Genomic DNA, 24,760 nt, shown 5'->3' with positions numbered 1-24,760 from the left:
TCCGATTTAAACTCAGGCATCCCATCTATTAGAATTTAAACAGAAGCCACATTTTGCTAAACTTTGGCTTGAACGTAGGCGTTTGATTCAGAGCCATGACTTCCCAGATTGCTTCCATGTCCTTAAGTGCGATCGCTCAAAAAACTCGTCAAGCAGCGCGAAGCTTGGCAGTGTTGTCCGCAGAGGCGAAAAACCAAGCGATTGAAGCGATCGCGCAAGCGCTAGAATCCTCAGCATCAGAGATTGTGGCGGCGAATGCGGCAGATTGCAAGGCAGCGGAGGCGGCAGGAATTCCCAAACCGCTTTACGCTCGCTTGAAGTTGGATGAAACAAAGCTAAAAGGCGCGATCGCGGGAGTGAGAGATGTGGGGCGTCTGCCCGATCCCGTGGGCGCAGTGCAGGTTCACCGGGAACTGGATGAGGGATTAATTCTCAAGCGCGTTACCTGTCCTCTAGGCGTTCTGGGAGTGATTTTTGAAGCGCGTCCCGATGCAGTGATGCAAATTTCCACTCTTGCCATCAAATCTGGCAACGGTGTTATCCTCAAATGCGGACAGGAAGCAGTGCGTTCTTGTGAAGCGCTGGTGAAAGCGATTCGCCAGGGATTAGCGAAGACTGAAGTAAATCCAGATGTAGTGCAATTGCTGACAACGAGAGAGGAAACCTTAGAACTGCTGAAATTAGATCAATTTGTAGATTTAATTATTCCTAGAGGTTCTAACTCTTTTGTCCGTTTTGTGCAAGAAAATACTCGGATTCCTGTTTTGGGTCATGCGGAAGGGATTTGTCACGTCTATGTGGACAAAGCGGCGGATCTGCAAAAAGCTATCTCGATTACCGTAGATGCCAAAACCCATTACCCAGCCGCCTGCAACGCTGTGGAGACTCTGCTAGTGCATCAAGCGATCGCATCGGAATTGTTACCGCAAGTTGCGAATACTTTGCAATCAAAAAATGTAGAATTGCGAGGAGATGAAAGCACCTGCGAAATTCTGAACATTACACAGGCGACTGAAGCCGACTGGGCGACAGAATACAGCGATTTAATTCTCTCAATCAAAATTGTGGATTCTCTCTCAGAAGCGATTGACCATATTAATACCTACGGTTCTCGGCATACTGATGCCATCGTGACAGAAGATACTGCTGCTGCAACTAATTTTCTGGCACAAGTCAATGCTGCTGGAGTCTTTCATAACTGTTCAACTCGCTTTGCCGATGGCTTCCGTTACGGATTAGGCGCAGAAGTGGGAATCAGTACTCAAATGATGCCTCCTCGCGGCCCTGTAGGCTTAGAAGGACTGGTGACATACAAATATCAAATCGCAGGCGATGGGCATATTGCTGCCACCTACAGCGGTGCAGATGCCAAACTCTTTACTCATCGAGATTTGTAGACACCGAATCTAGGTGTAGTAGAAATACTCGGCGGAGAATCTCCCTAAATTTTCTCACCCCCCGAAAGCAGCCCAGTGAAGGTCGAAGATAAATTTTTCCAACAGAAGCCCAGGAAAAATTTTATTCGCGAGTGCTGGGGTGTACTTTAAAGTAGGATTGAGGTTTTTTAAAACCTTAAAATGCTTACCGAGCGATCGCTAACCTTGCCAGTTGCCAAGGAGAATTCAGGAATTATTTAATTCAAGAAGAAGCCATTATGAACTCACAACTATCACTTTATGAGCGCCTGGGCGGTGTTTACAATATTGCAGCCGTAGTCGATGATTTCATTGACAGAATCATGGTTGACCCGAAATTGAATGCAAATCCTCTCGTAGATGAAGCACATCACCGAGTGTCAAAAGCAGGTTTCAAGTATCTGGTTACAGAAATGGTTTGCTGGGCGACAGGTGGCCCGCAACAATATACGGGTCGTTCAATGCACGATTCTCATGCTCACCTAAAAATTTCTCCTGAAGAGTGGGAAGTATTTCTGGCGGATTTTCAACAAAGTTTAGATAAGTTTGAAGTTCCTCAGACAGAGCAGAAAGAGCTATTTGATATCGTTGCCAGCACTCGGCAAGATATTGTTGAATGAAGGCGATAACGATGATTTAATCTTTTTCTGCTTCAGTGAATAAACAGCAGCATGACGATTGAGAATAAAAACTGGTTTGCCATGGCTTTACAGTTGAGGGGATCGGTCGCACCGACTATTTTCCCCCGCGTTCTTTTGTGTGGAGGGTTTGGTTTTTTCGTTTCTATTCTCGATTATTTTAAATTACCGATCGCTGGAAACCTTTTAGATAATCTGGTTACTAATGTTGTTTATAATCTGGTTTTAGGCTTATTATTGGTTTTCCGGACAAATACGGCTTACGAGCGATTTTGGGAAGGGCGCAAATCCTGGGGGCTTTTGGTGGTGAACGTCCGCAATTTAGCGCGGCAAATTCAAGTATCGGTTGCGGAACGAGAATCAACAGATAGAGAGGATAAAGCAACAGCGATGCGGTTATTAGGAGCCTTTGCGATCGCAACTAAATTACAGTTGCGACAAGAGGCTTTAAACGACGAGTTAGAAGAGATAGTAACTCCCTCGCAATTTCTTCAGCTCAAAAGCGTTAAAAACCCTCCGCTAAAAATAGCATTTTGGATTGGGGATTACCTACAGCAGCAACACGAGCGGAACTCCTTAAATAATAATCAGTTAGCTGCAATGAATGGATTGCTAGATCAAATGGTAGAAGCTTTAACTGGCTGCGAACGCATTTTAAAAACCCCCATTCCTTTAGCTTATGCGATTTACCTAAAGCGACTGTTGCTAATCTATGGCTTTGCGCTACCTTTTCAACTTGTCGATACTTCCGGCTGGTGGACAGGGCTAGTTGTCGGTATAATTAGTTTTATTTTATTTGGGATTGAAGAAATCGGTAATGAAATTGAAAATCCTTTTGGACGAGATCCGAATGATTTACCATTAGATGATATTTGCACCACAATCATTGAGAATCTTGAAGATTTAACGAAGATACCGGAGCAAAGTTTAGGAGAAATTTTTGCTCCTCAGGTTTGAAGTAGCGAGGAAATTAAGTTTTTGACACAATGGATAGCATTCAGCTAACAGGAATTCGCTGCTACGGCTACACTGGTTACTTACCAGAAGAACAGGTATTGGGGCAATGGTTTGAAGTAGACGTAACTTTGTGGCTAGATTTGGCACCAGCAGGCATCAGCGATGCCATAGAAGACACTCTGGATTACCGCGCGGTGATTTCGACAGTGAAGGATTTGGTAAAAACCGCTAAGTTTGCCCTCGTAGAAAAGTTAATCAGCGCGATCGCAGATGCCATCTTAGAATTCAAACAAGTGTCACAAGTCCAAGTGCGGTTAACGAAACCGGGCGCACCGATTCCAGACTTTGGCGGCAAAATTACGATTGACATTACGAGGGCGAATCAAAAGGGCAATGGGTAGAAGACCCGTAAACAAGGAAGGATGAGCAATTAGCGATTAGATTTGACAGCAATTTTTTGTGGGGAAACAAGCGTGACTTTTCGCATTTTGAGCTTTGACGGGGGCGGTATCCGGGGTGTCATTTCGGCAACGATGCTGACGGAGATTGAGAAAATTATCGGTCAGCCCTTAAGCCAATACTTCCACTTAATTGCAGGAACCTCTACCGGGTCAATTTTGGCGGCGTCGATTGCTAGCGATCGCACAGCCCAGGACATCGTGGATGTGTACCAGAACAAAGGGACTCGAATCTTTCCCTACCGAAACCTTTGGTCGGCGCAACGGGTAGGGTTGCTTCTTCAGTACGGCCCTTCTGCCCCTAAATACTCAAATAAAGGTTTGATTGACTCTCTTAAAGAAGAATTTAAATACAAAAAACTGTCGGATATTACTTCAACAAAACTCTTAATTACTGCCTACGACACAATTAAGCGAGAACCGATTATTTTTAAAAGCTGGCGCAAAATATTTGCTGACCTTCCCTTATGGGAAGCGTGTCTCTGTTCTGCTTCTGCCCCAACTTTTTTTCCTGCCTATAGACTGGATAAAAAAGAAGAAGGGATTGCCCAAGCCGGAGATACAAACTCGATTACGTTAGGGCAAGAAGCAGCAGAAGACAATGGTGATTACAATCAAATGCAGATTGAAATCACCGGCGGGACGGGACGCGGTCAGAATCGTAGCATCATTGGTTACAGAGGCGGGACTCGGATGGCGATTGTGGATGAGCCGTGGAGCGTAGTGCCTAATAATACTTCTGCTTACCGGATTACTAACGTATACTCGGTGATTGACGGTGGTGTTGGGGCAAATAATCCCACAGCTTGCGCGATCGCTGAAGCCCTGCGGTTAGGTTATAAACCCCACGAAATTTCAGTTTTATCCCTCGGTACGGGAAGTCTTACCCGCGCAATTCCGCTTGAAAGTGCCCAACAATGGGGTGCGATTCAGTGGGCACTCCCGATTCTTGATGTAATTTTTGATGCTTCGTCAGATATTAATAGTTACATTGCTAAACAGGTGATTGATGAGGATAGTCGTTACTTGCGCTTGCAATTTAAACTCGATAGCAAGTTGACTGGGAAACGATTGAGTGACGATATCGATGATGCGAGTCCGGCAAATGTCATGAATCTAATTGAAGCCGCCAAAGTCTACATCAACCTACCACAAGTGCAAAAATCGTTGAGGGATTTTATAAATAGTTAGCAGATTAAAAAAATTAAAAATAAGATGATTTTGAATGGTCTTACCATTGGGGCGTTGCGGCGATTAATGCTCTAGCAGATTCGCTATCTAGTGGCTTGGAAAAGAAGAATCCTTGCCCAGCTTCGCAGCGTAGCGATCGCAGTTGTTCCATCTGAGCCGCCGTTTCTACACCTTCTGCGATCACATCTAATCCCAGATGATGAGCCAGCGTAACAATCGTTTTTACAATCTCAGAATTTTCGCCTGCATCCATCCGGCTAACAAAGGAGCGGTCAATCTTCAGAGTATTGAGCGGAAAGCGGTGCAAATAGCTCAAAGAAGAATAGCCGGTTCCGAAGTCATCAATACTAAGTTGAATTCCGGAGTTGCTTAGTTGCTCTAAACTAGCCGTAGCGGCGGCAGCATTTTCCATCACCACACTTTCGGTAATTTCCAGTTTTAGACTTGGTGCTGGTAACTCGGTTTCTTGGAGAATTTGCTGAATTTGCTCGACTAAATTAGGTTTGGAAAACTGTCTGCCGGAAAGATTAACGCTGATGGTTAATGGTGCTAAGTCAGAAAATTCTTGTTGCCAAAGCCGCATTTGACGGCAGGCTTCGCGCAGAACCCACGCTCCCAAAGGGATGATTAAACCTGTTTCTTCTGCGATCGGGATAAAATCAACTGGGGAAATCAAGCCGCGAAACGGGTGAGACAAGCGTACCAGTGCCTCGAAACCAGTAATTCTGCCAGTCATGAAGCAGACAATGGGCTGATAGTGAAGCAGGAAAGAATGACTGAAGGATGCGGACTCACGACTGAGTGAAGAGTAACCAGAAGAATTGACAGTTTTTGTTTGAAGCCGGTCTTTTACCTCAGTTCTGGCTAGGGCTTGTCTGAGATCGTTTTCTAGTTGCAAGCGAGCCACCGCATGAGTGTGCATAGCGGTGGTAAAAACTTCGTAACGGGCTTTGCCTAGTGCCTTGGCTTGATATAAGGCGATGTCGGCGTCACGCAGAATGTCTCCGGGGTAGGGGCAAGTTTTGTAAGTGCCTGATGAACCTCGTTGCTCGATTGCACTTAAGGTAATGCCAATGCTGGCTGTCACAACGACTTCGTGTCTGTCTAGGTTGAAAGGATGCCGGAGGTCTTTTTGGATGCTTTTGGCGATCGCTTCTACAACGTCGATATCTTGAATTTCTTCTAAGAGGATGACGAATTCATCGCCCCCAAGCCGTGCCACAGTATTGCTGCCACACACAGAGGCTTGCAGGCAAGAAGCGACGCTACTTTGCAGTCGCTTTGCTAACGCAATCAGCAGCTGGTCTCCGATGACATGACCGAGGCTATCATTGACGACTTTGAAGCGATCGAGATCTAGAAATAAGACGGCAAACAGATATTCTGGCTGTCTTCTGGTTCGCGCGATCGCCTGGGACAGTCGCTCCATAAATAAGGCTCGATTGGGCAAACCTGTCAGCGGATCGTGAAATGCATCATAGATGAGATGTTCCTCAGCCACCTTGCGGTCGGTAATATCCGTCTGCGATCCTGCCATCCGGTAGGCTTTGTCATTGGCATCTCGAATCGCCATTCCTCGACAAAGCATCCATCGATAGGTTTGATCCTTATGTAACATCCGATATTCTTTCTCGAAGTGGTGAGTCAACCCTTCTAGATGGGCAGCGATCGCGCTTTTGACTCGCTCCAAGTCTTCTGGATGTACGCGGTTAAACCACTCCTCCGGGCTGTCGCCAATTTCATCCTCCTGGCAACCCAACATCGATTTCCAGCGCGGCGAAAAATAGAAGGTTTCCGCTTTCAGGTTCCAATCCCACAAACCTTCATTACTCCCGCGAACCGCCAGCGCATACCGCTCTTCGCTTTCCCGCAGCGCCTCTTCCGCCAGCTGGCGTTCGTTCGCCGTTGCCAAGACATTCGCAACCGCTTGCAAAAAATGAACTTCGTCTTCCGTAAACCTCCGGTAGTTAGGGGTGTGAACGCTCAAAACACCGAACGGGTTCCCCTGACTATGAATAATCACACTCATGCCAGCGATCGCGCGGTGGTTGTGCAGCAGTGGCGTTCCAGAAAAGCGCGTTTCGATCCGGAGGTCTTCCACAATCACCGGCTTCCCCGTTAGCAAGGTATATCCTGCCTGGGAACGATCGTGGGCACCGATGATTGCAGAACCTACCAGCCCTTCCTGCCAGCCAACGCCTGCCCGCAAGAATAAAGCATTGCCTCCTGGCATCAGTTCCAAAACCTGGCAAAAGGGTACTTCCAGGGTTTGGGCAACCAGCTTCACCGCTTCTTGCATCAGCGCATCTAGATTGGTGCCAGAGAGCGCCCCTTGACCCAGTTGAGCCACGACTGCTGAAGCCCGCGCATGGGATTTTAGTTCGTACTCAGCAGCTTTGCGTTCGGTAATATCTCGTTGCACCGCTAGCAGATGGGTAAACCAACCCGTACTATCTGCCAAGGGTAAGATATTCAGTTCTACCCAAAAATCGGAACCGTCTTTACGGTAGTTAATCAACTCGACTCTGACCGGCTCCCATCGTGACAAAGCTTGACGAATTTTATCGAGTTGCGATCGCTCAGTTTTCGGCCCTTGCAACAACCGGGGAGTCTTACCGATTACCTCTTCCGGTTGATAGCCGGTCATTTGGGTAAAGGTCTGATTTACATAGACAATTCTGGGGCCAAGCGGCTCTTCCAATGGCTCGGCTTCTGTAATGACAATCGCGTCATTTGCATTGATAACAATGGATTCTAGTAGGCGCAGGCGCTCCTCAGAGAGCGTAAAGAAACGCTCCTGCTGTTCTTCCCCTCGTGGGTGCGATTGGGGGGCACGGGTTAAGCGGTTCAAACCACGGCGTAGTTCTTGTTGAGCCGCAACCTGACGAGCGATGATTCGCAGTGCTTCGGATTGTTTTGGGCTAATCTGACGCGGCACGAAGCTTATATTCTTATCAAAGATACGAGGGTGATAATTCGTATCCAGCTTAACTGCTTGATTCGCAGGCCGTTTTGGTTCGATCATTCATAAATGCTTTCGACAGGTTGGACACAGTAGGATGCAAACCCGTTTTATTAACCTTTGTTTTCTTATTTTGCCTTTTTTTTAAGGATCATTTTAATTTCTTAATGCTTCTCAATCCTCTAGGGAGGGATAACCGTGTTATAGGCAAGTTGTTGGCAAGCAGATCCCCTAAAAACGGCAAAAGGCAAGGGAATCGTCCCTTACCCTTTTTGCCTTTCCAAACTGAGCCTCTTTCCAGAAAATTTATCTTTTACCTTGGAGCCGGTTCAGCTTTCCTTTTAAGACTCGGTTTCGATAGGAAAAAACAGCATACTATCGGGTTCAAATCTCCAGGATATTCCTTCTGGATCTCGACCTTGGCTCCAATCTGCGAAGTATGGCTCACTTCTGCGTTTGTAAATGGTACTGGAATGAACATCCAGCCGCCTTGCAAGTTCAGATTGAATCAGCGCTTTAGAAGCCCTCTGTTCGTCAGTGGGTTCGTTTTCAGGTTCCTCAAACTCCTCGTCATCAGCTAATTCCTGTGGTTGCTGCTCTTTGCGGGCAGGTGCCACAGCTTCTGGAGCATCATTGACATAAGATTGGCTGGAAGGTTCGCTGTCATCAAAGATGCTACCTAAAGTGTTGGCAGTGATAAAGTAATACACTTTGCCTTTGTCTTGATAGTCAAGGGCACTTGCTCCAAATTCTTGGGCTTTTGTATCCAAGTACCGCTGCGCTGCTGCTCCAGAGAGATTCGCTTTCATTGCCAAGTCGAGTGCTGTAACGCGCCCTTGGGTTTCCTGAATCAGCTGATGAAAAAAGGGATTGACTTGCTGGCTCCACTTTTGCCATTGATAGTTTTGCCAAAGCCTTAAACAGATGCCCACCAACACCAGTGCCAGCACTACAGGCCATGCTACAAACAGGAAGGCGATCGCAAACGCCAATGGCAAGAGGACAACAAGAAAACCACTGGCACTACTATTTATTGTTTTTCCAGCCATGTTGCTTCCCTTATGAATTTACTTAGTCTTGATATCGCCATAACTGCCGTTGTGGCATAACAATCTAACTAATCTTTGCAAAGAAAGGGCGATCGCGGCAAAACTAATCGGCAAACAAGCAAAAGTTAAAAAGCAAAAGTCACACAAAAGGCAAAATCAGGCAAAAAAGAGGTGCCATCATTCGCAAAACAGATGATGGCACCCCATAGTTCTCCTTCCCTAACGTCAGCCGGGAAGAAACTTTATGTTTCCTTTGCGCTCTAATCCGACACTTTCAAAGTAGAAGAAGCTGAGCGTCCAAATTCTTCTGGTGCATACTGTAGATGGGCTTCTGCACCAGGCCAAAGGAAGGTGCCTGGAGTCACGGAACGGACGAGGTAGTGCAGAGAGTAGACTCCGGCTTCCAGGCGATCGCTATAGGCAACAATGCGATCGCGGTAAATCGTCTTGAAGCCAAAGTTATCTTCTTTTGCCTGCAATGCAGCCGTAGAAGTTTGGAAGCTGGCATCGACTGCTTCAAACCCGGCTGGGAGCGGATCGGTAATGACCACACGATCCACCGGACGATCGGTAATAATCTCCAAACCGATATCAAACACCTGACCGCTTTTCACCGTCAACGGCTCATCAGAAGCATAGAGGCTGAGCTTTCGCAACACCTTTTCTTCATTAGCGGGACGGATTTCGCGTGTCACCCGTAAGCCGTTAAATCTTCCCGGTTGATTTCCCTGTAGGCGATAGCGGTAGGCAACCAAGTAGTGCAACGTGCCTTGACCAGATTTTTGCACAATCAGATCGTGGCGATCGCGTGGCAACTGGGTCATTGGCACCTTAAGATCCTGGCTGGGGTTGGCGTATCCTTTAAATTGCGCCGATGTCAATTTTTTGCCAGCGAGTTTCACCGTTGCGGCAAAGTTAGGCGGTGTTGGCTGCGTCTGACTATATTCCACCAAAGCCGTGAGTGCTTGAGCGTTGTCGTAGGTATTCTGCCAAGTGCCGTTTCGTCGCAGTGTCAGGAGACTTTGCAACAACCGATCCAGGATTTCTGGGTTAGTCTTTTGCGCGATCGCAAGGCGTAAAGCTTGAGCTTGCGCTGTTGTTGCCGAGTTGAGCCAAGATAAACCTTGGGGTAAATTTACCGTAGCAGTGCGACCCGTTTGATAAATATTCTGCTGGAATTGTTTCGATAGAGTTTGAGATTCTTCTTGCCACTCTGGAAACTGAGATAGGTAACGCGCCAGCTTAATCTGCGTAACCGGATCGAATTGACTGCGCTGTGCGTAAATATCTGCAAGGAAGTCATTGCGCTTTTCACCCAGTTCCGCCAAAGCAGAGAGTGCTTCTAGTCGCACCTGATTCTTGCAGAGTGGCTGCTTACAAAAATCGTATTGACTGGGATCTGCGAGAATTTTCTTCAAGTAAGTCGTCAAGCGAGACACCATTCTCAGTTCTACCGTCAGTCCCGCTTTCGAGGCTCTTGCCAAAGCTTGAGCTGCGTAAGGAGATACTAACGGATCGGACTTCTGTTGACCAGGCCAAGCGGCGAATCCACCATCCGGTTGCTGGAGTTTTTGCAGGTGTTCTAGAGATTGGTTCGCTTGTTGGGTTGGGTTGAATTGTGCAAAGGTTTGACCGTATTTTTGAGAAAGCGTTTGCAAGCTGGATGCGATCGCTAATTGACTCGCCGCTGGTTCCAAAAATGGCAATTGCTCATCCTGCAATACTTGACGCGCTGGTGCGGTAATTTCCGGTATCAGCGTACTGGCAAGGGAAACCTCCAAACCTCCCGCATCAGGGACAACCTTTTTATCCACATTCAGGGGAATTTTTACCTGATTCGTAGTTGTACCGCTTTCTACGACTTGTTCGGTAATCTCTAGCGCTTTCACCTCCAAAGGCACTTCAAACGCATCAGCGGTTCCATTCAACTGAGTGGTAAACTTCAGCTGAGATTTACCTGCACTTCCTGCCACGATAGGAAAGCGATACGCACGAGTGCCAGATTCTGCTTTGGTTTGCAGATTAGCGGGTTTATTTGCAAACTGAAGAGAACCATTCGCCACACCATTGATTGCCAGATTTCCGGTTTGTTGGGTATTGTTCGTGACAGATAAGCCAGCTTCCAAGCGATCGCCCGGACGTGCAAACTGCGGCAATATCGGGTTAGACAGCAGCGGTTTCGTCGTGATAAATGTCGCTTCGCCGTTGCCAAAGTGCAGATTGCCATCGGTAGCAACTGCCATCACCCGCCACGTTGTCAAGTCATCCGGCAACTTAAATGTCACCTCTGCCTTCCCTGTCGCGTCTGTGAGAACAGAACCGTTGTAGTAAGCTAAGGCTTGGAAATCCTTGCGGGTGCGGGTATTCGCTGCGCCTGCTGATTGTCCCCCGCCATAACCCCAACCTTTCGGTTTCGTCATTGAGGTTGGTTGCACCACCACATTAGGACGATTATCGCTAAATCGAGTTGAAATCGGCTGCTCTGCATAAACAGTCTGCACCAAATCCGGCGGACGATAACCGCTCAGTTGCAGCACCGCTTCATTTACCGCCATGACGGTAAACTGTCCTTGGGCTGGGTTGCCTTGTGCATCCTTGAGTTCTAGCTGTACGGTTTCTGGGACACCCGGTTCTAGTTGCGTTTGAATGGGGGTAACTTGGACTTTTAAATACTTATCATCCAAGTTAGTTTTAAAAGGAGCAAACCCAATCCGCACCAAGTTTTCTAAGCTTCCAGGTTCCACTTGACTTAGGGGAACGCCTTGGCGAACCAATACCGCCTCTACTGCGGCGTTTGGCAGCATTTCCGGCGTTACTTGGAATTGAATTTGCGGCGCACCCCCTTTCACTTTGGTAATTGTCTTGTACAGGGGTTTATCACGGACAACGGCAAAATATAACTCAGCTTCCGGATAGGGAGATTGAATTAAAGCGGTAGCCGTTTCACCCGGTTTATAGGTGTCTTTGTCGAGTTTGACTTCTAAGCGATCGCGATCGCTTTCTCCCCAACTCACCGCATTGCCACCCGTCGCCCAAATTTGCAAGTCGGTTGCTGTAACTTCATCTTTGGTGTTTGCAAAGTTTGCTCGAATCCGGTAAGAACCCGATTCCGGAGGTGTCAGCGACACAGATTGAGGATTATTTCCAGATTTCACCTCTGTCTGCGCCACGGTTTTGTATTCCACTTGGTTTTTAGCAGTATTACTGCCTTCTACCACCCGCGTGACGCTGCTATATTTCATCTGTTGCAGTTCCACTCGCACCCGTTGTCCTTCCATCACCTTGCCGGTAGGATCGGTAACGATAACTTGGACGGGAAACTCTTTACCAGCATCCGCAACGAAATTGGATTGTAACCCGATTAAGCGATCGCTTGGCAATACCGTAAATGTCTTAGAATCCGATACTGACAAATTCGACACATCGGAGACTTGCACATCCACCCGATAAGTCATCGGGTAAGGCACATCCTTCGCTATCTTGACAATTTGGCTGTTCCCCCTACCATCTAATACCTGGTTTGATTGCAACACATCACTGGAAACAGTTGGACTCTCCTCAGGCCAAAACCACTGTCGCCCAAAGGAAAATTGCTCCCACCCTTTCGGTTTAAAATCAGCTTGCGATCGCGTGACGTAATATTCCGCCTTCCCGCCTTCTACAGGCGCACCAAATAAGTAATTGCTCGTGGATTTCGCTTCAACTTGCTGGTCTTTTAGAGCAAATTCTTTATCTAGATTTAGCTCAACTTTAAAATTCGGCGGTTTAAACTCGGCAACGCGAAAATCGCCTAAAACTTCTACTCCACTTTTGCCTTTCGCTTGAATCGAATAATAGCCAAGCGGCTGATTCGTCTTTATCGGCAACTCTAGAGAAAAACTGCCAAATTCATTGGTTGTCTGAGTACCTAAATCCGTCTTTTGACCATCCGGATTTAACAGAGTAACTTTATAAATAGCATTTTTGTCCTGCTGGATATTTCCATTTTGTAAGTAGTAGGCAAAACCCGTAAACGATACTTTTTCCCCTGGCTGGTAAAGCTGTCTATCCGAGAAGATTACCCCCCGTGAGACTGGCTTCCCATCATCCCATCCAGCATCAACGCCATAGCCATAAGCACCGCTATATTCTTCCGTGCGGACAAATGCCCAATCTTGATTTTCACGGGCAATTACGAGCAATTTAGGCCCTTGTTCAAATCCAGTTCTGGATTTTGTGCATTGCTGCATATCCTCACGACGCAACAGTAATGTCCCCGCTTCATCCGTTTTCCCTGATGCACAAGGTACGGGTTGAGGACGAGATTTTGCCTCTAATTTCGACTCATAAATCTCTATAGGTGCAGATACTACGGGAGAACCATCTGAGAGATGATGCACGCGAATCAATCCCGAATCAGGGAACCACTGTGCAAACACTCCCAAATTAGTCAATTCCACCATTCCATAAGTCGTCGGTTCGCGCCATTGTTGCTTACCATTTTCTTCATAACGATTAGTTCGCGCCTGAACTCCATAAGCTAACATTCCCGTAGCAGTACCCAGTTTTTCCTGGATGGGAACAGGTACATCAATTAACTGATTTTTCTTGCTCGATACCTTGACACTTTGCCAAGAATTGGGATTCGGTAATAAATCATTCCCATCGCCTTTGGGATAAGCGGAATCTACATAAACTAAATCTGTCGGCTGCAATACCCGATAAGCCGCTTTATACCTTGATTCGGGCAAGTTTACAGTAGAAACATTTAACTGTAAATCTTTACCAGATGGGAAAATATTTAGATTCGATGGTACCCAGATATCTCCAGCTACGTCGCCTGTCTCATATTTGAGCGTAACTGGCTTTTCCAATGTTTGCCCAAACTTATCCTTGAGTTTTTTACCGATAGTAATTGTATAAGTAGTGGCAGGTTCTAATGCCCAAGGGTTGAGATTAACAAGACTTTCTCCATCAGGAACTTGAACCAGTTTAATAGCTTCTTTCGGCGTAGGAGTTACAGTAATATTCTCAATCGCTGAATCTGCGTCAAGCCCGTTATTAAATTGCAGTTGAGGGCTTCCTTTGACAAACCGACCATAAGTCCCTCCGGCATCGGGTACTCCGTAATATTTAATTATCAGTAATTTCAAAGGTGAATAAGTAGCTAGCTGACTAGCATAAGACATCTCACTGGGGAGATTCCCCCGATTAGGACGCAAACCCGGAGAAAATTCTAAGCGGTAACGAGTCGCTTTTTCTAAAGTCTGCTGCGGTACTAAATTATATGTCCAGTTGCGGGTTGAAGGGTCAAGTTTCTCCTGTGGCTGTTCATTCTCTGAGGGTGTCTCTTTTTTTTCTAAATCAACTTTCAGCCGTATATCCTTCTGTTTTCCTTCCGGAATTAGCTTCAAATGCTCTTGGACTGAAGCGATATCCAGTTCTACATTTGAGTTAAATTTTAGAGTTGGCTTTAAATCAATAGCTTGATTATCAGGATTTTCAGGATTAGTACTCGGTAAATTAGTTAGTTTAATCGGTTCGCTATTAAAAGTCCACGCCAAATCCTTCTCTAAACGATGATTTTTTAGATCCGCCAAACCAGCTTTCAGAGTGACTCTGACTCGCGTCGCTTTCGGCAATGCTTTGTTGGCTTGAAATCCCACCATTCGCGGCGTCAAAAATCGAAATTGTCCCGGTAGCGGCGGCAAAATCTCAAATTGTTTTAGCTTTTGCTGTTGATCGGGGCTATCAAGACTCTCAACAGGAATCAAAGCATCTTTAAATCGGATGCGAATCTGCGCTAAAGGTTCAACCTCCCCAGTCGGACTAATTTCTTCAATCCAGTCTGGGAGTTGCGGCGTCGCTAGAGAAGGAACTGCTGGAAGTGGTTCATTTCCAGAGAGATTAATCACGCCACATCCGGCTATTCCCAGTACGAATGCTACGACAACCAGAAACCGCATCCAAATTCTCACGATTGTGCCTATCTGTTGAAAGGATTTATCTGTACTATCCTGTCCATGAAGGGAAGACAGCGAATCTGTATCAGGAATTGAAACTGGCATGACTTTTTCCCTCATTGCAGGTAATTCATCGGAGGGTAAACCACAAGAGTTACCCCTACATGACTCACTAACAAGAGGTCTACATCTCAACGACTCGGTCTTCCGGGTAGCTGAATCATTCCGCTCAAAATCTTTACTTTATGTTGAGCTAACGCTACTCACGCTCGGCTAAGCTCTAGGCAACAAGTCTAGGGAAAGCAGTCCGACCCATTGCCTTATCCACCATCCTCAACAGAACTACCTAATTCTGACGATACCCCTATGGATAATGAACTGCAAAACCTAGTTCCAACTTGCTGAGAGCGATTCTTACTTTCGTTTGGCAATAGCGCATGGACTGGCTTTTTAGGGTAAACATGGGTATCAGTTACGAGAAAGGGGAATAGACCCTGATAATATTTAAGTTTGGTAGAGGACAATGCTCACTACTATATTCCTTTTACTGGATACAGGAAGCTATGCAAATAAATATCAGCGATCAAACGAAATGTAAACTTGCTAGACAAAAATACGCACTGCCAGATCAGCTATTTGAAGATGAAGTTGCAGTCAATCGTCAGAAGTTGAGTGATGAAAAACTAATTAAAAATTTTGATACTATCTGGGAAAAAACATTGAGATTGGCTGTAGACAGAGCTGAAAAATGGGAATCAGAAAAAGCATATGAAAGAATCCCAGAATACTCTCGCAAATATTTTAAGTCTGACCAGGAACACAGAGTATTTCGACTAAAAGAGCTTGATGTAGAATTAATTGTACAATTGCTGCCCTTATCGGATAAAGAATATGACTTAACAGATATTTGGCTACTCAGAAGTGTAAATCTAGATCCTAGAAGAATCCTTATTTCTTTCGATACACTTGAAGATCGCCAGAGGTTTGAAAAAATAGCGCATTATCTGCGCCAGAACGATTCAGAACTTGGTAAGCAATTGCTACTTGACTTTATGGAAAAATTTAACAAAAGCTCTTTCAGCTAGCATTCATCTCAATTCAAAACTTATACTGGCTTTGGTACTGATGCGCTGAAAAATGCGATCGCATCCCTCCTTGGTTCCCGTTTACTGCACAGTTGAGGATTTAGAGTTCTTGGGAGTTTTCAGCAATCCAAGCGGATAGGCTCTCTTGATCTTCCACACCATCCACAAGATTAATCATTATGACTACTGCTTCTGGTTCTGGTGCTACTAACTTATAGCCATTCAATCGTAAAAAAACGTCGATGACAGCAAGGGCAATGCGCTTGTTGCCATCAACGAAACTATGATTTTTTGCCAAAGCGTAGCCATAAGCTGCCGCCAGCTCAAACAGAGTTGCATTTTCACTGTAAGAGAATAAGTGCCGAGGTCTGGCTAGACTAGCTGAAAGTAACCCTGCATCTCTCAATCCAGACCTCCCCCCATGTTCTGCAATTAGCTCTTCATGTATGGCGCTTACTGCTGTCTCAGGCACCCATCTGGGTTCCTTCATTTAGCTAATTCACGAAAGGCATTGCGGTAGTTTTTACGGGTCTCTGCAAAAGCCTGCATTGCGGCTTCAAAATCAGGATCGTAAGCAGTTATTTGAACTCCATCTGGAGTTTCTGTCAGGAAAATGCTGTCTCCCTCACTGACATTTAGCTTTTGCAATACTTCTTTAGGGAAGGTTGCTCCTAAAGAATTGCCAATCCGTCGAATTTTTAGAGTATGCATACTATCACCTCTTAATTGGATAGTAACTACATATGTTATAACATAAACTTATAGAATGGAATCCCCTTGTTTAGTCATTAAGGGTTTGACAAATTTTCCTGATTCAAAGATGCGATCGCGTCTATCCAAAATCGCTCTAATCTTCTAAAGCGCGATCGCATCTATCCACAAAATAGTTAAACAGGCGAGACGGACGCACTTTGAAGGTTGGTAGCGTTCTTATCTTTTTTCAATTGTGCTTCGATTGCATCGCAGGCAACTTTAACCCCGTTTTCTGCTCGTACCTTATTGCCAACTTCTGCGGCTTTAGCCTGGTAGCGAGGTTCGCGTAATAGGCGATCGAGTTCCTTAGCCGCACGAGAAGCAGTGTAGCAATCGCGATCGATAGTTCGTCCGACTCCTAAACGAGTAATCCGTGCAGCATTGTCTGGTTGGTCGTTGCTAAAGGGTACCACCAACATCGGGCGACCGGAACGCAACACCTGTGCGGTTGTGCCTACGCCTCCTTGATGCACAATAGCAGCAGCTCGGTGAAACAGTTCCGAGTAGGGAGCATAGTCAAAAACACCAATATCCTTGGATTGCAACTCTTTTGGCAGGGAGGGGTTATTGTTGCCAACCAGCAATACAGCCCGATAGCCCAACTTTAAGGCAGCTTTGGCACTTTCGAGGTAAAACTTGTCAGCAACCCACACGGCGGAACTTCCCAAAGTAAACACAATTGGCGGATCTCCCGCATCCAAAAATGATGCCAGTTCCGGAGATAGACCAGTATTGCCATTGCGATCGTAAAAAGTAAATCCGGTAACGCAAGTTTGTTTTGGCCAGTCGGGTTGAGGAGTTGCGAGAGCTTCTGAAAATAAAGCCAGCACTAAGTCGGGGGAGTTCATCCCTTCAAACATAGAATCAGCAAGGGGAGATAAACCAAGCTGTGTCCGTAACTGTCGCAGGGGTTCATCCCACGAGCTGAAACGATTTTTAGCGAGGCGGATGAGCGCTCCATTAAACCCAGGGCCAAGTATGCGTAGATTCAGCCAACTGGGGAAAGTCGCCACTACTGGGGGATCGTAGGCGGAGAGGAACGACATCGGAGACAGTACGCTGGAAACCCAACGAATTCCCGTTTTCTCAACAACGGGCGTTGCTGCGAAGCTGAGGGGGTGTGTCACCAACAGCTCTGCATCGCGCACTGCCGACATCAGATCCTCATAAGTTTCTTGGACATAGGGTAAGATTGCTTGGCGAAAGACGTATTCTGTACCGTTTTGCTTGTCCATGATCAGACGCACAAGTTCTCGTTGCTGTTCAACGTCTGTGGGAAAATCGGGACGGACTGGGTGGAACTCAAGACCAGCCGCTTCGATTTTGTTACGGTAGAACTCAGCGGTGGCAATTACTGCTTGATACCCGCGTGCCTTTAATTCTAAGGCGATCGCTATATAAGGATGCAGGTCGCCTAGCGAACCATAAGTGTGTAGAACAATCTTCATAATGGCTACCGTATCTTTTTATAGATGAGTTACTTGTATTACTACAAAACTACGGCGGTTTAAGGGTACTTGCTTCATCCGATTGGCTGACCCTAGTGGGTGATTAGGAAGAATTACCCATCATTGTCTTGAGGTGGAAGCGTACCATCTGCCAGTTTCAAGCGCTTAGAGGGAAGATGCGATCGCGCATCCCCTAAAAACACCCTCATCCGGTAAAGGCGATCGCCACAATGAAGATAAGGGGGTAAGTCTTCGTTGGCGAAAGGGTTAAGCGATGAGACAACCCAAACAGTGGCAAATTCAAATGCAGGAACTCTTTTGGCGTTGGGGGAGAAACCAGAAATTTCGCGGATTCTTAGCTTTGGTGTTGCTGGGTTTAATCGTGCGATCGCTTCCTTATCTGGCACCCGTTCGCGCCAAAGATATTGCCCAGGATACCCAAGCGATTGAATTTAGCGATCGCAATGGACTTCCTTTAGGAAGGTTGCTGACCCGCGACCAAGAGCATACCGCTGTAGTGCCCCTGAATCAAGTTTCGCCCCACTTTATCAACGCGATTCTAGCTGCTGAAGATGGCTCATATTATCATCACGGGGCGCTGGATCTGAAGGCTGTAGCGCGATCGCTTAAAGATTCACTTCAGGCGAAAAGGATTACCTCCGGTGCATCCACGATTACGATGCAACTAGCGCGGATGTTAGATCCCGTTCCCCGCACCTTACCGGGCAAGTTGCGCGAAATTTGGCTATCTTGGCGCATCGCCGCCGGGATGAATAAAGATGCAATCCTCTCTGCTTACATCAATCGCCTGCCAATGGGGGGGAATATCTATGGGTTAGAAGCTGCATCCCGTAACTATTTCGATATTCCAGCAAGCGAACTTAATCTTGCCCAAGCAAGTCTTCTCGCTGCTGTTCCTAATAATCCCACTTACTTCAATCCCTACGACCATTGGAAACGCCTTAAAAAGCGGCAGATTTATGTTCTGAATCGCATGGTTGAAGACGGTTATATTACTCGCGCACAAGCAGATCGAGCTTACAAAGAAGAGATTTCCCTAGCACCGAGACAACAGGGAATTATTGCCGCCCCTCATTTTTTATTTTGGGTATCTAATCAACTATCTAATTCTTCAATTCAAAATCAAAAATCTTCGAGCAAAGCCCCAGAAAGCGCTATCCCCAATCGGATGTCCCAGATCCGCACCAGCATCGATCGCCCTTTGCAGCAATTTGTGGAGGCGCAAGTGCAGCAAGTGATTCGTACCCTCACCCCCAATAATGTTAATCATGCTGCTGCCTTAGTCATTGACAACCACACGGGGGAAGTTTTGGCTTATGTGGGTTCTCCCGATTACTTTAATGAAGCACAACTCGGTCGCAACGACGGGGTACAGGCATTACGTCAACCCGGTTCTACTTTGAAGCCTTTTTTATATGAATATGCCCTAAAAAACCGCACGATTCGCCCGAATACTATCTTGGCGGATGTGCCAACTCATTACGCGATTCCCGGCGCGAAACTCTACAGTCCTACAGATTATGATGAAACTTTTTTAGGACCAGTACGAGTTCGCGTAGCTTTGGCAAATTCCCTAAATGTTCCGGCGGTGCGGGTATTAGAAAAAGTCGGCGTGCAAAATTTTCTAAATCATCTGCATCAATTAGGATTTGAGCATTTAAATCGGTCGCCCGAACATTACGGATTGGGACTAATTTTGGGTAGCGGTGAAGTCAGTTTATGGGAGTTAACGAGGGCGTATGTTACTTTAGCAAGACGTGGAGAAGCCACCCCGCTAGTCACAACATTCTCCAACCTGCCATCTAGCAACCGAAGACCTTCCAGGCTGCCATCTGCTAACCCTTCAACCTGGGGATTAATTGCGGATATGTTAAGCGATCGCCATGCTCGTGCAAGTGCCTTTGGGGTAGACTCAGTGCTAGCTTTACCATTCCCCGCAGCAGTTAAAACAGGCACTTCCTCCGATTTTCGAGATACTTGGACGGTCGGGTTTACCACCGACTACACCGTAGCCGTGTGGGTGGGCAATTTTAACGGCGATCCCATGCGACAAGTTTCGGGGGTGACAGGTGCAGCACCCCTCTGGAATCGCATCATGTTACACCTCCATCAGAATCGAGAACCTGCCATCTTTCCCCCTCCAGAAAATCTGGTGCAACGCCCAATCTGTGCAATTTCTGGCTTACGCCCTACCCCAGACTGCCCCTCAGTAGTGCAAGAATATTTTTACGCAGAAGATATTAGCGATTATGAGCGTCAGTCAGGTACTGCGAAGTTGCCTCCAGAGTACGATGAATGGTTAGCAAGGCAGCATCAACCGAGTTTTGTCTCTAGTGGCGTCAAGATTTTGTCTCCTCACAATGGCGATGTTTTCTTATTGCACCCAGGTGAAAAAACGAATCCCAAAGGCACAGAGAATATACAGACAGAAATGCAACAACTAGAGTTTAAAGTAGCTGGAACGCCCAGCCAGTCCGTAGAGTGGTGGTTAAATGGCGAAAAACTGGCAACGCAACCATCGAATTCGCTATTTTGGTCGCTGCGTCCCGGTCAGTGGACTTTGGAAGCAAGAAGTGGGGAAAAGACTGATACGGTAAGTTTCCAAGTGCAGTTAGGTAAATATCGGCAGACACGCCGGGGTTTCTCGCTCAAGTCAAATTAAACCGTAGTATTAACTGGGTGGTTCGGATGCCTTTCCCTCAAACACATCGTTAATGATTGCCAGTCCTTGTATTACACGCAATAGCCGATCCTCTGACAAATTGACATACATTTAGGCAATTTTGGCATGAGTTGTCTGGCAGAGTTGCTGAAGATATTCAAATCTAGCCTGAGTCAGTTTCAGGTAGGGCTTACGCACGTCAACACGCTGTAGGGGCTTTTTGATTGCCATGCCCCTACGATAGAATCAGGCATTCACTAATTAACTGCGTAAGTCTTGTTAGGGAAAAGCTCTAGCGCTAAATCACCCGCAGGGTATTAGTCATAGCAAGTTGGATTGATTAGTCGCAATCTCAATCGACTTTGAAAAATACAAAATTTTGGGTGCAATCTCGCCAAATTATGCAATGCCCGCATTGACACCCTTGTTGTAACAGGTAGAAGATAGGGCCGATCGCTTCCCCCAGATTAACTATGCGCTTAAGTTTTTCTTTATTACAGTTTGTAACTGTGATAGCATCTATTCTGTCTTTTCCCTAAACAATTAGTGGAATCAAAATCCAGCGCTTTTACACTTAGGAGGATCGAAATGGCACTTAGCGACCAGCTCTTGAACCCAAGCAAAAAGGCTGAAGTTGTAGATGACTTCTGCAAATTGCTCGATGAGGAGGTCGCTTCCAAGTCAGGTATATCTGGTCTTGCCATAAAGGCAGGCTACAACGCCGTCAAGGGTATAAAGCCAGGGTACATTGGCTACGCTGTCGAGCAGTTCCTGCCAGGATGGTGTACAGCACTCGATCCCATTTGGAGCGAGAGTGTCCAGAAAGGAGATCCAGTCGCGCACTTCATTGCCAGCCGCTCTCCCGCAGCAGATGCTATCCTGAGCGTTACTGATGCCAGGATGGAGAGCGTCAGAAGCAGTCTCGTATTGGGTACCTATAAAAAATTGCGCGGCTCGGCTAAGAAAAACGTGGAGGAAGGGATACCGGGATTGGCTAAGCTTCTCGAAAAACACACCTTGGTCTGAACGAGAAGGGAACGGTCACACTCTGGTGCGGGTCGCTGTCCAAACAAGAGTGTAGAGTACGGTAGAGCTGTTCAACCCGATGCCTCTACTTACAAAAAAAGCCGTTCTCTTGGTATCAGCCTAATTCAATCAGCATTTCTATCGTACTGACGCGAAAGCCGCAGGAAGAAAATAATCGCCGCGCCGCCTCGTTAGCAACAGTCGTATCGAGGCGAATTTGTTTGACTCCAATCGAGTTAAAGCGTTCAATCGCCTGCATCACCATCGCCTTCGCAATTCCAGCTTGGCGATATTCCTCTTCAACCCAGAGGTCGTGAATAAAAGCATATTCTTGTAAACGGTAAATCGGGATTTCCCGTTCTACCGTCGCCACCAGAAACGCCACCACTTGCTTATTTTCAGCCTCAGCGACTATGAAGATATTGCGATCGCGTTGCGGTGGCGCATCCAGCGATGCACTAGACGCTATCCGACTCAACCACTTCTCATAACGCAACTCTGGATTCGGCAAAAATCCATACTTTGCCGAATCCCAAGCTTCATGCAAGGCACAAATCTTGGCAACCATCGGGAGGACAGATGGCACGTCAGCAGGTGTAGCAGGACGAATAAGCATATTTCAGTCTTTTGATGCTGAAACTGTATACTTGCTTATCCGTAGCATAGAAATGAAACATCTGGCAAAGGTGCGCGCACTTCGTGCCGCTTCGCTAACAGACTAAAGTCTGGCGCTATACAAACAAAGACTGCCTACGCAGTCTTTATAATGTTTGTTTCAGTCCGTATGTTTGTATAGGCACGAATTACATTCATTGGGTATTTTAGTAACTTATGACTCCTGAAAAATTTTCCAATCCTTTTTTAAATCTCAATTATGAGTCTGCCTTAGAAGCTTTAGGCGATGATTATTTTGATCGAGTAGCAGCGGCAGACTTTCCTAAATATATTCTGCGCTTTCGCAACGATGAATTATTACCAATATTGGGACTGAACCCAGAGGCAGTGACAGACGATGATTTTATCGAAGCGTTTGGGATGTTTCAAGGAGTCAAACCGTTCTTAGCTTTGCGTTATCACGGCTATCAGTTTGGAGAATATAACTCTCGCTTAGGCGATGGCAGAGGATTTCTTTACGGACAAGTACTTGGTACGGATGGAGAACTTTATGATTTTGGAACGAAAGGGTCTGGTACGACTCCGTATTCTAGAGGCGGCGATGGTAGACTCACGCTTAAAGGTGGTGTTAGAGAAGTTTTAGCTGCTGAAGCGCTTCACTATTTAGGAGTGCGTACTTCCCGCTGCTTATCGATGATTGAAACGGGAGAAGGACTCTGGCGAGGCGATGAACCTTCTCCAACAAGATCCTCGGTAATGATTCGTTTCAGCCGTTCCCACATTCGTTTTGGAACATTTGAGCGATTGCACTTTTTTGGACGCAAGGATTTAACTGAAAAGCTTTTAGACCATGTAATTGAACAATATTATCCTCACCTCAAAGATAAGGAAGACCGCTACGTTCTATTTTATGCAGAATTAGTCAAGCGGGTTGCGGAACTTGCTGCCCAATGGATGTCAGTGGGATTTTGTCATGCGGTTTTAAACACCGATAATATGTCTATTACTGGGGAAAGTTTCGACTATGGTCCCTACGCTTTTATTAACACCTACGACCCCAAATTTACTGCTGCCTACTTTGACTATTACGGACGGTACAGTTACAGCAATCAACCAGGGATCTGCCAGCTCAATTTAGAAATGCTCCAACAACCTTTATCTGCGGTTATTCCTATGTCAGAGATGGAAGTTGCTCTATCCCAATTTGCCGAGCATTATAACCGAACTTACACCGCGCGGATGATCGGTAAATTGGGATTCGAGAATCTGCCCGATTTAGCCGCAGAAGAATTAGTGATGCAAACTCTGAAACTCCTGGTAGAAACACAAGTAAGCTATCACAGTTTCTTTTGGGAAGTAACAAATCAGTTTGACCGCAATTGGCGTGATGATGCGACAAACATTCTGAAAGCAGATGGATTTTTGAATGCGCCTGAGGCTACAGCATTATTGGAAGACTGGAGAAATTTATACCTGCAAACTTTACTCAGTTTCCCAGATAGCGAACTGGATAATATAGCAGCACGGCTGCGTCGTCATAATCCTAAAACTGCGTTAGTTAGACCAGAAATAGAAGCGGTTTGGGAGAAAATTGACCAAGAAGATAACTGGACACCGTTTTATGAATTGATTGAGCGACTGAGATTTCACAAGAATGCGATCGCTTAATCTTCATTACTTGTTTTTCCTCTGTTTGTAAATGGCGTTAATCTATTGACATAAAAGAGATATAGCCATTTCTAACTCCTTCAAAAAAACAAAAGGAGAGATAGTGTAAATATCTCTCCTTTTGTTTTTTCATCAGCACATTCTATTGCACAACAACTGATTTAACCTCTTCATTTGGGGCGATAAATCTTCCACCTACTTCTATCGTATGGGGACTCTTGAAGGTTAATTGAGCATCAGGCTTCTGGCAAGCTATCATTGTCTTGACGTGTTCCGCTTCATCATCTCGAATGTTTACAAACACATCGTAGAGGTTGTTAATGACGGGACGGCGTTCTTCTGGAACTCCTCCAGTTTGAAACTCATCGAACATATACAAGTCGCCGTCTCGATAGTAATTGATAGCAATTTGTGGGGCAGATGTAGCTTTTAATTCTGATTCATTTTCTTGCAAAAATGTATCGTAAGTATGATAAGCGTGTCCTTCAACTAATTCCATGAAATTGTAGGCAGAACGAGGCGAGAGAATGTAAAGAACAACGATCACCCAGTAATAAAGTAAAGCAGTATGTTGTGCTAAAAATCTATCGAACCACTGCTGATTCCCCCCTAAAGATTCCATAATCAGGAGGTGATGGAGTTCGTTCCAAGATTCCGCAAAGTGAACTTTTAACCAATCTGCTCTGCGCCACATTCCAACTGTTTCGTAAAGGTGCAAAACTGATAAATAGGCAAAGTAAGGAACACGAGCAACTGTTTCTAGGACGTAAAAACGGGGATAAGGGCGATCGCGGTAAATTGTGTTGATAACAAAGACTAATACACCGACAAGTAATCGAATCATTTGAAAAACCTCAAATATTTTGATTT

The 24,760-nt window shown here is 46.0% G+C and carries 17 protein-coding genes; 9 read left to right on the top strand and 8 right to left on the bottom strand.

Annotated features, from left to right (window positions below; genetic code table 11):
* Nucleotides 1-95 precede the first annotated feature (95 nt).
* The 5 genes from NC997_RS10025 (at nt 96) to NC997_RS10005 (ending at nt 4,659) form a co-directional block, all read left to right on the top strand.
* A complete protein-coding gene (locus tag NC997_RS10025; RefSeq protein ID WP_190527153.1) occupies nt 96-1,397 on the top strand; it encodes a glutamate-5-semialdehyde dehydrogenase in 1,302 nt (433 codons plus the stop codon).
* A 257-nt stretch (nt 1,398-1,654) separates the two neighbouring features.
* Nucleotides 1,655-2,035: a group 1 truncated hemoglobin gene (locus tag NC997_RS10020; protein WP_190527151.1), complete on the top strand. Its 381-nt coding sequence runs from the start codon at nt 1,655-1,657 to the stop codon at nt 2,033-2,035.
* Nucleotides 2,036-2,086: 51 nt separating this feature from the next.
* The gene (locus NC997_RS10015) at nt 2,087-3,010 is read left to right on the top strand and encodes a bestrophin family ion channel (protein ID WP_190527150.1); all 924 of its coding nucleotides are present in this window, start codon (nt 2,087-2,089) and stop codon (nt 3,008-3,010) included.
* A 29-nt stretch (nt 3,011-3,039) separates the two neighbouring features.
* Nucleotides 3,040-3,411 carry a dihydroneopterin aldolase gene (folB, locus tag NC997_RS10010; protein ID WP_190410036.1) on the top strand — a complete coding sequence of 124 codons (372 nt, stop codon included), beginning with the start codon at nt 3,040-3,042 and terminating at the stop codon, nt 3,409-3,411.
* 72 nt (nt 3,412-3,483) lie between these two features.
* The gene (locus NC997_RS10005; RefSeq protein ID WP_190527148.1) at nt 3,484-4,659 is read left to right on the top strand and encodes a patatin-like phospholipase family protein; all 1,176 of its coding nucleotides are present in this window, start codon (nt 3,484-3,486) and stop codon (nt 4,657-4,659) included.
* 40 nt (nt 4,660-4,699) lie between these two features.
* Here NC997_RS10005 and NC997_RS10000 read toward each other — a convergent pair whose 3' ends face one another.
* The 3 genes from NC997_RS10000 to NC997_RS09990 form a co-directional block, all read right to left on the bottom strand.
* Entirely contained in the window at nt 4,700-7,684 is a 2,985-nt protein-coding gene (locus NC997_RS10000) for an EAL domain-containing protein (protein ID WP_190527146.1), read from the bottom strand.
* Between the two features lie 278 nt (nt 7,685-7,962).
* Nucleotides 7,963-8,670, bottom strand: coding sequence for a hypothetical protein (locus NC997_RS09995; protein WP_190527144.1), 708 nt, complete (start codon nt 8,668-8,670; stop codon nt 7,963-7,965).
* Nucleotides 8,671-8,930: 260 nt separating this feature from the next.
* Nucleotides 8,931-14,615 carry an alpha-2-macroglobulin gene (locus tag NC997_RS09990; protein ID WP_190527287.1) on the bottom strand — a complete coding sequence of 1,895 codons (5,685 nt, stop codon included), beginning with the start codon at nt 14,613-14,615 and terminating at the stop codon, nt 8,931-8,933.
* A 560-nt stretch (nt 14,616-15,175) separates the two neighbouring features.
* On the opposite strand from NC997_RS09990, the gene NC997_RS09985 reads away from it, so the two are divergent.
* Entirely contained in the window at nt 15,176-15,697 is a 522-nt protein-coding gene (locus NC997_RS09985) for a hypothetical protein (RefSeq protein WP_190527142.1), read from the top strand.
* A gap of 100 nt (nt 15,698-15,797) precedes the next feature.
* On the opposite strand, the gene NC997_RS09980 is transcribed toward NC997_RS09985, so the two are convergent.
* The 3 genes from NC997_RS09980 to NC997_RS09970 all read right to left on the bottom strand — a co-directional run bounded on the left by NC997_RS09980 (nt 15,798) and on the right by NC997_RS09970 (nt 17,898).
* The gene (locus NC997_RS09980; RefSeq protein WP_190527140.1) at nt 15,798-16,187 is read right to left on the bottom strand and encodes a type II toxin-antitoxin system death-on-curing family toxin; all 390 of its coding nucleotides are present in this window, start codon (nt 16,185-16,187) and stop codon (nt 15,798-15,800) included.
* Nucleotides 16,184-16,408, bottom strand: a complete 225-nt coding sequence (locus NC997_RS09975) for an AbrB/MazE/SpoVT family DNA-binding domain-containing protein (protein ID WP_190410043.1) — start codon at nt 16,406-16,408, stop codon at nt 16,184-16,186. Before NC997_RS09975 ends, NC997_RS09980 begins: the two co-directional genes overlap by 4 nt.
* 176 nt (nt 16,409-16,584) lie before the next feature.
* Complete coding sequence (locus NC997_RS09970) at nt 16,585-17,898, bottom strand: glycosyltransferase (RefSeq protein ID WP_190527138.1); 1,314 nt, start codon at nt 17,896-17,898, stop codon at nt 16,585-16,587.
* A 274-nt stretch (nt 17,899-18,172) separates the two neighbouring features.
* Between NC997_RS09970 and pbpC the strand changes: the two genes are divergently transcribed.
* Together pbpC and NC997_RS09960 are read left to right on the top strand one after the other, a co-directional pair.
* Nucleotides 18,173-20,581: a penicillin-binding protein 1C gene (pbpC, locus tag NC997_RS09965; RefSeq protein ID WP_190527136.1), complete on the top strand. Its 2,409-nt coding sequence runs from the start codon at nt 18,173-18,175 to the stop codon at nt 20,579-20,581.
* A gap of 588 nt (nt 20,582-21,169) precedes the next feature.
* Complete coding sequence (locus NC997_RS09960) at nt 21,170-21,607, top strand: hypothetical protein (protein ID WP_190410046.1); 438 nt, start codon at nt 21,170-21,172, stop codon at nt 21,605-21,607.
* A gap of 115 nt (nt 21,608-21,722) precedes the next feature.
* Here NC997_RS09960 and NC997_RS09955 read toward each other — a convergent pair whose 3' ends face one another.
* Nucleotides 21,723-22,223 carry a GNAT family N-acetyltransferase gene (locus NC997_RS09955; protein WP_190527133.1) on the bottom strand — a complete coding sequence of 167 codons (501 nt, stop codon included), beginning with the start codon at nt 22,221-22,223 and terminating at the stop codon, nt 21,723-21,725.
* Between the two features lie 215 nt (nt 22,224-22,438).
* On the opposite strand from NC997_RS09955, the gene NC997_RS09950 reads away from it, so the two are divergent.
* Nucleotides 22,439-23,890 carry a YdiU family protein gene (locus NC997_RS09950; RefSeq protein ID WP_190527131.1) on the top strand — a complete coding sequence of 484 codons (1,452 nt, stop codon included), beginning with the start codon at nt 22,439-22,441 and terminating at the stop codon, nt 23,888-23,890.
* A 142-nt stretch (nt 23,891-24,032) separates the two neighbouring features.
* On the opposite strand, the gene NC997_RS09945 is transcribed toward NC997_RS09950, so the two are convergent.
* Nucleotides 24,033-24,734, bottom strand: coding sequence for an alternative oxidase (locus NC997_RS09945; protein ID WP_190527129.1), 702 nt, complete (start codon nt 24,732-24,734; stop codon nt 24,033-24,035).
* Nucleotides 24,735-24,760: the final 26 nt, after the last annotated feature.

It is taken from the genome of Trichocoleus sp. DQ-A2, assembly GCF_039961915.1.
GTDB lineage: Bacteria > Cyanobacteriota > Cyanobacteriia > Cyanobacteriales > FACHB-T130 > FACHB-T130.
The sequence above is the reverse complement of the archived record's forward strand: the minus strand, read 5'-3'. Positions and strand labels throughout refer to the sequence as shown.